Below are 12,151 nucleotides of genomic sequence, written 5' to 3'. Positions count from 1 at the left end.
GCCCCCGCTTCGGCCTACTCGTCCTCGTCCTCGTCGTCGTCGAGCCGGGCCAGCCACGTGGCGAGCCGCTCGACCGGGACTTCGAAGTCCGGGTTCAGATCGACGAAGGTGCGCAGCTGCTCGGCGAGCCACTCGAAGGTGACCTCCTCCTCGCCGCGCCGCTTCTCCAGCTCCTCGATGCCGCGGTCGGTGAAGTACACAACTTGCTCCTGGGACGTACCGGATGTTCGGCCCTCAGGGTATCCGGCGGCCGGTACGGGGACGGAACGGCCGTCGCGCGGGCGGCCTCGAGCGCCCGGTTCGCCCGGCGGGACGGGGGTACAGCGAGGGCACCGTCCCCGTGCGCTCCCGCGGGGCCTTCCCGGGGCGCGGCCGGCGGATCCGGCAGCCATGACCGGGATCCGACGGGCACCGCACGGCGTTATGGGAGTACGGGACGGCTGACGGAGGTGGCTTCGGATGTTCGGTGGGCTCGACGAGCTTTTCGCGCCCGGGCGGCGGCACACGGAAGAGGAGCGCCGGCGTCAGGAGATCACCCTCGACGAGGTCGGCGACTCCGACCCCGGGCGCGGCCCGATAGACCTGGCCAGTGGCAGCGTCGTCATACGGGTGCCCCCGGGCGGGGGCACCGGGCACGCTCATGACGGGGACGGCGATGGCGACGGGGACGAGGACGGCGTGAGCCAGGCGCGCTGACGCCGAAGGGCCCGGCATCCCGTGGAATCGGAATGCCGGGCCCTTCGCCGCGTACAGCCGTCGGCGACCAGTGGTGACCGGTCGCCGGCCTGCCGGTGCTAGGCCTCGAAGACCTCGTTCACCAGCTGCTCCTGCTCCTGCTCGTGGCGCTTCTTCGAGCCCACCGCCGGGGACGAGCCGTGCGGGCGCGAGATGCGGCGCAGGCGCTCGCCGTGCGGCACGTCCGCGCCGACGGCCAGGTCCAGGTGGTCGATCAGGTTGAGCGCGATGAACGGCCAGGCACCCTGGTTCGCCGGCTCCTCCTGGGCCCACAGGTACTTCTCGGCGTTCGGGAACTTGGCGATCTCCGCCTGGAGCTCGGCACCCGGCAGCGGGTAGAGGCGCTCGATGCGGATGATCGCGGTGTCGTTCGCGCCGCGCTTGTCGCGCTCGGCGGCCAGGTCGTAGTAGACCTTGCCCGCGCAGAAGACGACCTTGCGGACCGCGTTGGCGTCCACGTGCTCATCGCCGATCACCGGGCGGAAGCCGCCGTTGGTGAACTCCTCGGCCTTCGACGCCGCCGCCTTCAGACGCAGCATCGACTTCGGGGTGAAGACGATGAGCGGCTTGTGGTGCGGGTTGTGGACCTGCCAGCGCAGCAGGTGGAAGTAGTTCGACGGCAGCGTCGGCATCGCGACCGTCATGTTGTTCTGCGCGCACATCTGGAGGAAGCGCTCCGGGCGGGCGGACGAGTGGTCCGGGCCCTGGCCCTCGTAGCCGTGCGGCAGGAGCAGCGTGACGCCGGAGGTCTGGCCCCACTTCTGCTCGGCCGAGGAGATGAACTCGTCCACGACCGTCTGGGCGCCGTTGACGAAGTCGCCGAACTGCGCCTCCCACATCACCAGGGACTCGGGACGGGCCAGCGAGTAGCCGTACTCGAAGCCCATCGCCGCGTACTCGGAGAGCAGCGAGTCGTAGACGTTGTAACGCGCCTGGTCCTCGGACAGGTACATCAGCGGGGTGTAGTCCTCGCCCGTGACCTGGTCGACCAGGACCGCGTGGCGCTGGCCGAAGGTGCCGCGGCGGGTGTCCTGGCCGGAGAGCCGGACCGGGACGCCCTCGATGAGCAGCGAGCCGATGGCCAGGGTCTCGCCCATGCCCCAGTCGATCGTGCCGTCCTCGACGGAGGCGGCGCGGCGCAGCATCTGCGGCATCAGACGCGGGTGCACGGTGATCCGGTCGGGGATGTTCACCTGCGACTCGGCGATGCGCTTGACGACCTCCTGGGAGACCGCCGTGGACACCGCGACCGGGAACTGGGCCTGCGCGTCGGTCGAGTGGATCTCGCCCGGCGCCGAGGTGGCCTCGCGGACCTCCGCGAACACCTTCTCCAGCTGGCCCTGGAAGTCCTGCAGGGCCTGCTCGGCCTCTTCCAGGGTGATGTCGCCGCGACCGATGAGCGACTCGGTGTAGAGCTTGCGCACCGAGCGCTTCTTGTCGATCAGGTTGTACATCTGCGGGTTGGTGAACTGCGGGTTGTCGCCCTCGTTGTGACCGCGGCGGCGGTAGCAGATGAGGTCGATCACGACGTCCTTGTTGAACGTCTGGCGGAACTCGAAGGCGAGCCGCGCGACGCGGACCACGGCCTCCGGGTCGTCGCCGTTCACGTGGATGATCGGCGCCTCGATCATGCGGGCCACGTCGGTGGCGTACATGGAGGAGCGCGACGACTCCGGGGCGGCGGTGAAGCCGACCTGGTTGTTGATGACGATGTGGACCGTGCCGCCGGTGCGGTAGCCGCGCAGCTGCGACATGTTCAGGGTCTCGGCGACGACACCCTGGCCCGCGAAGGCCGCGTCACCGTGCAGGGCGACGGGCAGGACCGTGAAGTCCGTGCCGCCCTTGTTGATGACGTCCTGCTTGGCGCGGGCGACGCCCTCCAGGACCGGGTCGACCGCCTCCAGGTGCGAGGGGTTCGCGACGAGCGAGACCTTGATCTGCTCGCCGTCCAGGCCGGTGAAGGTGCCGGAGGCGCCCAGGTGGTACTTCACGTCGCCGGAGCCGTGCATCGACTTCGGGTCGAGGTTGCCCTCGAACTCGCGGAAGATCTGCGCGTACGACTTGCCGACGATGTTGGCCAGGACGTTCAGCCGGCCGCGGTGGGCCATGCCGATGACGACCTCGTCCAGGCGCGACTCGGCGGCGCTGTCGATGACGGCGTCGAGCAGCGGAATGACCGACTCGCCGCCCTCGAGCGAGAAGCGCTTCTGGCCGACGTACTTGGTCTGCAGGAACGTCTCGAACGCCTCGGCCGCGTTCAGGCGGCGCAGGATGCGCAGCTGCTCCTCGCGCTCCGGCTTGGAGTGCGAGCGCTCGACGCGGTCCTGGATCCACTTGCGCTGCTTGGGGTCCTGGATGTGCATGAACTCGATGCCGGTGGTGCGGCAGTACGAGTCGCGCAGGACGCCGAGGACGTCGCGCAGCTTCATCAGGGACTTGCCGGCGAAGCCGCCGACCGCGAACTCCCGCTCCAGGTCCCACAGGGTGAGGCCGTGCTCGGTGATGTCCAGGTCGGGGTGCTTGCGCTGGCGGTACTCCAGCGGGTCGGTGTCGGCCATGACGTGGCCGCGGACCCGGTAGGAGTGGATCAGCTCGAAGACGCGGGCGGCCTTCGTGACGTCGTCGTCGTGCGAGGCGTCGATGTCCTTGAGCCAGCGGACCGGCTCGTAGGGGATGCGCAGCGCCTCGAAGATGTCGTCGTAGAACTCGCTGTCGCCGAGCAGCAGGTTGGCGACGATCCGCAGGAACTCGCCCGACGCGGCGCCCTGGATGACCCGGTGGTCGTACGTCGAGGTGAGGGTCATCACCTTCGAGATGCCCAGCTTGTTCAGGGTGTCCTGCGACGTGCCCTGGAACTCGGCCGGGTAGTCCATCGAGCCGACGCCCATGATGACCGACTGGCCGGGCATCAGACGCGGCACGGAGTGGACGGTGCCGAGGCCGCCGGGGTTGGTCAGCGAGACGGTGACGCCCGTGAAGTCGTCCATCGTCAGCTTGTTGTTCCGGGCCCGGCGGACGATGTCCTCGTAGGCCTGCCAGAACTCGAAGAAGTTGAGCGTCTCGGCCTTCTTGATGCCGGCGACGACGAGCTGGCGGTCGCCGTTGGGCTTCACCAGGTCGATGGCCAGACCGAAGTTCACGTGGTCCGGCTTGACCAGGGTCGGCTTGCCGTCCTTCTCGACGAAGGAGTAGTTCATCGACGGCATGGCCTTGATGGCCTGCACCATCGCGTACCCGATGAGGTGGGTGAAGGAGACCTTCCCGCCCCGGGCGCGCTTGAGGTGGTTGTTGATGACGATGCGGTTGTCGAACAGGAGCTTCACCGGGACGGCGCGCACGGACGTGGCCGTGGGCACCTCAAGGGAGGCGTTCATGTTCTTGGCGACCGCGGCGGAGGGACCGCGCAGCGTCACGTATTCGGGACCGGCGGGGGCCTCCGTGGCGCCAGCAGGCTGTGCGGCGCCAGCCGCTCCGGTGGAGCCGGTGCTTGCACCGGGCTTGGCGGCGGGCGCGGCGGCAGCCGCGGGCTTCGCCGGAGCCGGAGCCGGAGCCGGAGCCGGAGCCTGGGCCGGGGTGGCGGCCGGAGCCGCGGCCTTCACCGGCGCCGGGGCGGCGGCCGGGGTGGCCGGCGCCGCGGGTGCCGGGGCGGCCTGGGCCGGGGCCGCGGGAGCGGCCGGAGCAGCTGCGGCAGGCGCGGCTGCCGCAGCCCCCGCGGCTGCGGTGGGAGCACCCTGAACAGGGTTGTCCGCCGTGCCGGTGGCACCCGGCTTGTAGTCGGCGAAGAAGTCCCACCAGGCACGGTCGACCGAATTGGGGTCCTGGAGGTACTGCTGATAGATCTCGTCGACAAGCCACTCATTGGCACCAAAGCCGGCCGCAGGGTTCTTGCCCTGCCCGTCTTGGTCGGTCGAGACGCTCGAATTACTGGGGGACTGAGACGACACGGCGGTAACCGCCCTCTTCCGCTTCACAAGGTGATGGACAGCGGAAATAAAGGCTACGCCTTGCCGGCCTGGACGTGCAGGCCGGGCTTGCCACAGTCGCGTAAGTCACACCGGAACCCTGGTTTCAGGGCGCGAAATGGCGGGAAACAAGCGTGGTTCCGCTACTGCCCGAGCCGCTCCGGGTACACGACAGCGCGGCTACGGCCCCCTGGCCCGCACCCTGAACGACCGCTTCCGCTGATGACCACGCAGAACGGCCGCTTCCGGTTCGAACTTTACGTCAACTTTGCTGGCGGGGAGTGCCCGGGAGGGTGACCTGGATCCGGCAGCCCCGAGCGGATTCGGCCACGCCGATCCGGCCACCGTGGAGATCCACCGCCCAGCGCGCGATGGCGAGGCCGAGCCCCGTGCCGCCGTCGCTGCCGGGGCCGTGCGGGGCCGTGGCGGTGCCGCGGTTGAACCGCTCGAAGACCCGGTGCCACTCGGACTGCGGTATGCCGGGCCCCTCGTCCAGGACCTCCAGGTCGAGGGACTCGGGCTGCGGGCCGCGCCGCGCCCGTACGGTCACGCGGCCGTGCGGCGGGGAGTGCTTGACGGCGTTGTCGATGAGATTCGCCACCACCTGGTGCAGCCGCTCCGCGTCCGCGTGCGCGGTCAGCTCGGGCGGCGACACGTCCAGGTGCAGATGGACGTCGGTGCGCTGGTGGTTGCCCGAGCCGGAGGACAGCTTGCGCTGGGCGGCCGCCAGGTTGGCCTCCTTGAGGACCCCCGACAGGTACGGCCACACCTCGAAGCGGTGGGCGCGCAGCGTCACGACGCCGTTGTCCAGGCGGGACAGGTCCAGGAGGGTCTCGACCAGACGGCCCAGGCGCTCGGTCTGCTTGAGGGCCGTGCGCATGGTCTCCGGGTCGGCGGCGGAGACGCCGTCCACCACGTTCTCCAGGACCGCGCGCAGCGCCGCGATGGGCGTGCGCAGCTCGTGGGAGACATTCGCCACGAGTTCCTTGCGGTGCCGGTCAACGGCCTCCAGGTCGTCGGCCATGCGGTTGATCGTGCCCGCGAGGTCGCCGAGCTCGTCCCGGCGGTCGGCGCCGCGCACCCGGCGGGTGTAGTCGCCGTGCGAGATGGCGCGGGCGACGGTGTTCATCTCGTCCAGCGGGGCGGTGAGCCCATGGGCGACGAACTGGGTGATCAGCAGCGTCGCTATCACCGAGAAGACGGTGATGAAGCGGAGCTCGGTGCGGGTCTGCAGGGCCACCATGAGCAGCCCTGTGGTGATGAACACGGAGACCACCACGAGCGTGCCGAGCTTCGTCTTGATCGATATGGACACCGACCGCAGCCCCGCCGCTACCCGGCCGCGCAGCCCGCGCCGGGCCCTGGCCCATCTGCCGCGTCTGGCGGGCTCGTCCCAGCCGGGCCGCTCGCCGCTGCCGCGCAGCTGCCGGGCCCGGTCTCCGGCCCGGCTCATGGCGCCGGGGTCTCCAGCGCGTAACCCACGCCGTGGACCGTGCGGATCCGCTCGGCACCGATCTTGCGGCGCAGCGCCTTGATGTGGCTGTCCACGGTCCGGGTGCCGGACGCGTCCGCCCAGTCCCACACCTCGGCCAGCAGCTGCTCGCGCGAGAGGACGGCACGCGGGGTGTTCGCCAGGCAGCTCAGCAGGTCGAACTCGGTCGGCGTCAGATGGACGTCCTCGCCGCGCACCCGGACCCGGCGCTGCGCGTGGTCGATCTCCAGCTCGCCGAGGCGGAGTATGCCCGTGCGCGGCGTGGTGGCGGCCAGCGCGGCCCGCTCCACCCGGCGCAGCAGGACGTGCACCCGGGCCGCGAGCTCGCGCATCGAGAACGGCTTGGTCATGTAGTCGTCGGCGCCGACGCCGAGCCCGACCAGCATGTCGGTCTCGTCGTCGCGGGCCGTCAGCATGAGGACCGGCACGGGCCGGCGGGCCTGGACCCGGCGGCAGACCTCCAGGCCGTCGAAGCCCGGCAGCATGATGTCGAGGACCATCAGGTCCGGCTGCCAGGCCTCGGCCGTGTCGACGGCCGCGGGCCCGTCGACGGCCGTCTGCACCTGGAAGCCCTCGGCCCGCAGACGGGCCGCGATGGCGTCGACGATCGTCGTGTCGTCCTCGACGACCAGCACCCTGCGCTGGGCGCCGGGGGTCGCCGCGACGCCGTTGTGGCCGGTGTGTGTCTGCTCCATCGGTTGCCCCGCCCTGACTGTGCTCGCCCGGGGATCCGTGGGGTGATCCCCTGTGTCGGTCAGAGACTAGAGGCACTTTCCGTATCTCGGCTACGCAGGGCGAACGCCGAGATGGACCACGTCAGGGACGCCCCGGGCAACTCGGATCTCTTCGGTATTTACCCCGGTGAATCCGGCATTCCGGAGCGCCTGCTCGAAGCCGGCGGACGGCTGCGCGGACCATACGGCGAGCACCCCGCCGGGTCTCAACCGCCTTGCGCAGTCGGCGAGTCCGGCCGGTGAGTACAGTCCACCGTTGCCCTCGGTGACCGTCCAGTCGGGCCCGTTGTCGATGTCGAGGCAGAGCGCGTCGAAGGTGTCCTGGGTGGTACGCACGTAATCGACCAGATCCGCCTGGATGATCCGGGTACGCGAATCGGACAGAGCCGGGCCCGAAATGGCGCCGAGCGGACCCGCGCGGTGCCAGTCGATGATGGCCTCTTCCCGCTCCACCACGGCGATTTGGCCCCAGCGCGGGTCCTGCGCCGCATGTGCGAGGGAGAAGCCGACGCCGAGGCCGCCAATCAGAACCGAAGGGCGGGCCGTACCTGGCAGAAGTGTGTCGTACGCCGCATCGATGAGCAGGCGTTCCGAGCGGCCGTCCGAAGTGTCCATGAGGAAGCACCCGTTGGCGATGATCTCGAAATGCGCTCCGCGCCGCCGCAGCACGACTTCCCCGTGCGGTCCCTGGCGCCTGTCGAGGGTGGCGATGTGGTCCATGCCCGCGAGGATGCCGTGTCCGGCCGTGCCGCGCACGCGAGTTGTGCGTCGCGGACGGGTGGCGCGGCGCGCCCCGGACGCTCAAGATGTGTCAAAGGTTGTCCGGTGTGGCGCACGCCATAGACGCGGTCGGAGTCGATCACGGAAGGTGAGCCGTTGTAAGGCACGTAAGCGAGAACGGAACACGGCCGAAGAACGCGGGCGTGGCTTGATTCGGGGCGCGTACACGGTGTCCCGGGGAAGGGGCCTCTCCCGGTGCACCCGCTCGAAACCCGGCAGCCGGCCGCGTCGGCGACGCCGCTGCCCGCCACCGCCTCGGGCCCCGCATTCGAGGCGCTCCCGTCCCAGCGGCCCTGGTCCGAGACGGCGGAGCCGCCCGCTTCGGGTGCCGGGGAGCCGGCGGTCGCCGGGCCGACGGGGTTCGCGGAGCCGCCCGTCACGGGAGTGCGGGGCGGCCTCGCCCGGGTACGACGTGTGCTCCCCTCGCCCATCGCGACGCCGTTCGCCTTCGGCTACGCGGTGCTGCTCCTGGTGACGTCCCTCTACAGCCAGTACGGCGACCCGCACACGGTGAGCGCCCTGCTGCGCGGGTCGAGCACCGATGTGGCCCACCTGTCGACGACACCGGTCCTGGCGATCTTCGCCAGCGCGCTGTGGATAGCCGGCGGCATCGCCTCCCCGTACGCGATGGTGTTCATCTTCGTCCTGGCCGCCCTGGAGCGCCGCATCGGCGGCTGGCGCACGGCCGGTGTCTTCCTGCTTGGCCATGTCGTGGCGACCCTCGCCACCGAGATCCCGGTCGCCCTCTCGGTCCTGGCCGGGCACCTCCCCGCGAGCTCGCTGCACCGCCTGGACTACGGCATCAGCTTCGGCCTGATGGCCACGGTCGGCGCCCTCGCGGGCCTGCTCGCCCCGCTGCTGCGCTGGACCGTCCTGGCCGTGGTCGGCGCCCTGCTCCTCCAGGACCTCCTGGACATGGCCGAACCCCTGGCGGCCTGGGGTCACCCGGTCGCCCTCCTGGTGGGCGTCGCCTGCTGGCCGGCGGTGCGCCGGGTACGGCTCGCCCCGGCGTCCTGACCCGGGCCGCGCCCGGCCCTTCGGCGCCGGTCAGCCCGCCGACGGCTTGAAGTGCAGGCTGGCCATGGGGGAGCGGGTCTCCCAGCCCAGGGAGGTGTAGAGGGTGCGGCCCTCGGGGGTGCCCACCAGGATTCCGGTGGTGGCGCCCGCCTCGTGGGCGGTGTTCTGCAGGGTTCGCATCACCAGGCTGCCCAGGCCCCGGCGCCGGTGGTCCGCAGCCGTTTCGATCTGGTCGGCGACGGCGGTCGGGCCGGTCGGCGCGATCTGGCCGCGGGCGGCGAAGTGCCCCTCGGCGGTGCGGACCAGGACCCGGGTCACGCCGCCCCGGGTCCACGAGGTGAGGGTGTAGCCGGCCGGCACCTCGGGCCGCTCGGCGGCGAGCGGGAGGGACATCAGGAAGCCGGGTTGGTCGAACTGCCAGCCCGCGCCGAGCCAGGGCCGCACGGTGTCGTCGTCCGCGAACAGCTTCAGCCACGTCCCGGGTGCGGTCGTGGCGGCCACCAGCGCGCGGACGTCCGCCTCGGCGGGCTCCGGCAGCACGTGCCGGGACACGTGGTGGGCCTGTCCGGCGTCGATGGTCCAGCCCCAGGGGCGGTCCATCGGATCGGAGGCCCCGCGCGACACGACCCAGCCGTCGATCCAGGCCCGTACGAGGGTGGCCGTCCCGGCCGGGTCCGCCGCCGCTGCCGTCGCTGTCGTCGTCATGTCCGCCCCCGGTGGTAATGGATGAAGTGGTGTAGGGAACCTTACAAGCGAGGGTGGGTGTTTGTCTCGCGTCTTATGGCTGCCGGGCGGCCGACGGTGCGGCGCGGTCCGGCGGGCGCGGCAGCCGTCGCCCTGCGCGACCGGCGGCTGCCGAGCCCTCCGTGCCTGGTCACCGGGGTCGCCCCGAGTGATCGCTCAGAGCGAACACGCCCCGGGGAACATTCCTCGACTCACATGCATTGAGTCGGCATAGCTCAACTTGACTGCCGAAGGGGAGATCATGGCTACCGAGTCCACGGCGTACACACCGACCGCCCTGCCCGTGCTGCCGCTCGACGACGAGGTCGTGCTGCCCGGCATGGTCGTTCCGCTGGATCTGTCCGATGCCGAGGTGCGGGCCGCCGTCGAGGCCGCCCAGGCCGCCGCCCGGCCCGATGCGGGGAAGCCGCAGGTGCTGCTCGTGCCGCGGATCGACGGGACGTACGCCGCGACCGGTGTGCTCGGAACCGTCGAGCAGGTCGGCCGGCTCTCCGACGGCGACCCCGGCGCCCTCATCCGGGGCCGCCACCGCGTGCGCATCGGCGCCGGCACCACCGGGCCCGGCGCGGCCCTGTGGGTGGAGGGGGCCAGGGTCGAGGAGGCCCTGCCCGAGCCTCTGCCGGGCCAGGTGACCGAACTGGTCAAGGAATACAAGGCACTGGCCACCGACTGGCTGAAGAAGCGCGGGGCCTGGCAGGTCGTCGACCGCGTCCAGCAGATCGAGGGCGTGTCCGCCCTCGCCGACAACTCCGGATACTCGCCCTTCCTCACCACCACCCAGAAGGTCGAGCTCCTGGAGACGACCGACCCGGTGGCCCGCCTGAAGCTCGCCACCGAGCAGCTCCGCGAGCACCTCGCCGAGCAGGAGGTCGCCGAGTCCATCGCCAAGGACGTACAGGAGGGCGTGGACAAGCAGCAGCGCGAGTTCCTGCTGCGCCGCCAGCTCGACGCCGTACGCAAGGAGCTGCGCGAGCTCAACGGCGAGGGCGGCGACGAGGACGAGAGCGACGACTACCGCGCCCGCGTCGAGGCCGCCGACCTGCCCGAGAAGGTCCGCGAGGCCGCCCTCAAGGAGGTCGACAAGCTGGAGCGTTCCAGCGACCAGTCGCCCGAGGGCTCCTGGATCCGCACCTGGCTCGACACCGTCCTCGAACTGCCCTGGAACGAGAGCACGGAGGACGTGTACGACATCCGGGGCGCGCGGGCCGTTCTCGACGCCGAGCACGCCGGTCTGAAGGACGTCAAGGAACGCATCACCGAATACCTCGCGGTGCGCAAGCGCCGCGCCGACCGGGGGCTCGGGGTCGTGGGCGGCCGCCGCGGCGGCGCCGTGCTCGCGCTCGTCGGTCCGCCCGGAGTGGGCAAGACCTCGCTCGGCGAGTCCGTCGCGCACGCCATGGGCCGCAAGTTCGTCCGCGTCGCGCTCGGCGGCGTACGCGACGAGGCCGAGATCCGCGGCCACCGCCGCACCTACGTCGGCGCCCTGCCCGGCCGGATCGTGCGGGCCATCAAGGAGGCCGGGTCGATGAACCCGGTCGTGCTGCTCGACGAGATCGACAAGGTGGGCTCCGACTTCCGGGGCGACCCGGCCGCCGCCCTGCTCGAAGTCCTCGACCCGGCGCAGAACCACACCTTCCGCGACCACTACCTGGAGGTCGAGCTCGACCTCAGCGACGTGGTGTTCCTGGCCACCGCCAACGTCCTCGAAGCCATCCCCGAGGCCCTGCTCGACCGCATGGAGCTGGTCCGGCTCGACGGCTACACCGAGGACGAGAAGGTCGTCATCGCCCGCGACCACCTCCTCCCGCGCCAGCTGGAGCGGGCCGGTCTCGAACCCGGTGAGGTCGTCCTCGAGGACGCCTCGCTGCGCAGGCTCGCGGGCGAGTACACCCGGGAGGCGGGCGTCCGCAACCTGGAGCGCTCGATCGCCCGGCTGCTGCGCAAGGTCGCGGCCCAGCACGAACTGGGCGGCCAGGAGCTGCCGTTCACCATCGCCCCCGACGATCTGCGCAAGCTGATCGGACGCCCGCACCACGTGCCCGAGTCCGCCCAGGACCCGGCCGAGCGGCGGACCGCGGTGCCCGGTGTGGCCACCGGGCTCGCCGTCACCGGGGCCGGCGGTGACGTCCTGTTCGTCGAGGCCTCCCTAGCCGACCCGGAGACGGGCGCGGCGGGCCTGACCCTCACCGGTCAGCTCGGCGACGTGATGAAGGAGTCCGCGCAGATCGCGCTGAGCTTCCTGCGCTCGCACGGGGCCGAACTGGAGCTTCCCGTCGCGGACTTGAAGGACCGGGGCGTGCACGTCCACTTCCCGGCGGGCGCGGTCCCCAAGGACGGTCCGAGCGCCGGCATCACGCTGGTCACCGCGCTGTCCTCGCTGCTCTCGGGGCGGCAGGTCCGCACCGACGTGGCGATGACCGGCGAGGTGTCGCTGACCGGGCGGGTGCTGCCGATCGGCGGCCTCAAGCAGAAGCTGCTCGCCGCGCACCGGGCCGGGATCACCACCGTGGTGATCCCCAAGCGGAACGAGGCGGATCTGGACGACGTCCCGGCGGAGGTCCTGGAGAAGCTGGAGGTCCACCCCGTCACGGACGTCCGCCAGGTCCTGGAGATCGCCCTCGCCCCGGCTGAGGTCGCGGTCGCCTCGGCGGCGTGAGGCGGCGGGGCCGGGGGAGCGCCCCCGGCCC

At 71.4% G+C, this 12,151-nt stretch carries 9 protein-coding genes; 3 read left to right on the top strand and 6 right to left on the bottom strand.

From position 1 onward, the window contains the following. Positions 1 to 14: 14 nt before the first annotated feature. Complete coding sequence (locus tag ACFYZA_RS29010) at positions 15 to 200, bottom strand: DUF6104 family protein (protein WP_018102711.1); 186 nt, start codon at positions 198 to 200, stop codon at positions 15 to 17. A gap of 259 nt (positions 201 to 459) precedes the next feature. On the opposite strand from ACFYZA_RS29010, the gene ACFYZA_RS29005 reads away from it, so the two are divergent. Next, positions 460 to 696, top strand: coding sequence for a DUF6191 domain-containing protein (locus ACFYZA_RS29005; RefSeq protein WP_382594222.1), 237 nt, complete (start codon positions 460 to 462; stop codon positions 694 to 696). 98 nt (positions 697 to 794) lie between these two features. Here the strand turns inward: ACFYZA_RS29005 and ACFYZA_RS29000 are convergent, their stop codons facing one another. The 4 genes from ACFYZA_RS29000 to ACFYZA_RS28985 all read right to left on the bottom strand — a co-directional run bounded on the left by ACFYZA_RS29000 (position 795) and on the right by ACFYZA_RS28985 (position 7,643). Continuing rightward, positions 795 to 4,679: a multifunctional oxoglutarate decarboxylase/oxoglutarate dehydrogenase thiamine pyrophosphate-binding subunit/dihydrolipoyllysine-residue succinyltransferase subunit gene (locus tag ACFYZA_RS29000; protein ID WP_388493575.1), complete on the bottom strand. Its 3,885-nt coding sequence runs from the start codon at positions 4,677 to 4,679 to the stop codon at positions 795 to 797. Positions 4,680 to 4,959: 280 nt separating this feature from the next. Next, positions 4,960 to 6,150 carry an ATP-binding protein gene (locus ACFYZA_RS28995; protein ID WP_382594228.1) on the bottom strand — a complete coding sequence of 397 codons (1,191 nt, stop codon included), beginning with the start codon at positions 6,148 to 6,150 and terminating at the stop codon, positions 4,960 to 4,962. After that, on the bottom strand, positions 6,147 to 6,884 hold the full coding sequence (locus ACFYZA_RS28990) for a response regulator transcription factor (protein ID WP_053730675.1): 738 nt from the start codon (positions 6,882 to 6,884) through the stop codon (positions 6,147 to 6,149). Before ACFYZA_RS28990 ends, ACFYZA_RS28995 begins: the two co-directional genes overlap by 4 nt. A 90-nt stretch (positions 6,885 to 6,974) precedes the next feature. Beyond that, on the bottom strand, positions 6,975 to 7,643 hold the full coding sequence (locus tag ACFYZA_RS28985; protein ID WP_388493574.1) for a spermidine synthase: 669 nt from the start codon (positions 7,641 to 7,643) through the stop codon (positions 6,975 to 6,977). Positions 7,644 to 7,898: 255 nt separating this feature from the next. On the opposite strand from ACFYZA_RS28985, the gene ACFYZA_RS28980 reads away from it, so the two are divergent. After that, positions 7,899 to 8,720: a rhomboid-like protein gene (locus ACFYZA_RS28980; protein WP_388493572.1), complete on the top strand. Its 822-nt coding sequence runs from the start codon at positions 7,899 to 7,901 to the stop codon at positions 8,718 to 8,720. A gap of 30 nt (positions 8,721 to 8,750) precedes the next feature. Here the strand turns inward: ACFYZA_RS28980 and ACFYZA_RS28975 are convergent, their stop codons facing one another. Next, on the bottom strand, positions 8,751 to 9,425 hold the full coding sequence (locus ACFYZA_RS28975; RefSeq protein WP_388493570.1) for a GNAT family N-acetyltransferase: 675 nt from the start codon (positions 9,423 to 9,425) through the stop codon (positions 8,751 to 8,753). Between the two features lie 280 nt (positions 9,426 to 9,705). Between ACFYZA_RS28975 and lon the strand changes: the two genes are divergently transcribed. Beyond that, positions 9,706 to 12,120: an endopeptidase La gene (gene lon / locus ACFYZA_RS28970; RefSeq protein WP_382594279.1), complete on the top strand. Its 2,415-nt coding sequence runs from the start codon at positions 9,706 to 9,708 to the stop codon at positions 12,118 to 12,120. Positions 12,121 to 12,151: the final 31 nt, after the last annotated feature.

The sequence above is a fragment of the Streptomyces sp. NPDC001828 genome (genome assembly GCF_042892175.1).
Lineage (GTDB): Bacteria > Actinomycetota > Actinomycetes > Streptomycetales > Streptomycetaceae > Streptomyces.
Note: the sequence above shows the minus strand (reverse complement) of the source record. Positions and strands in the feature narration are given on the sequence as shown.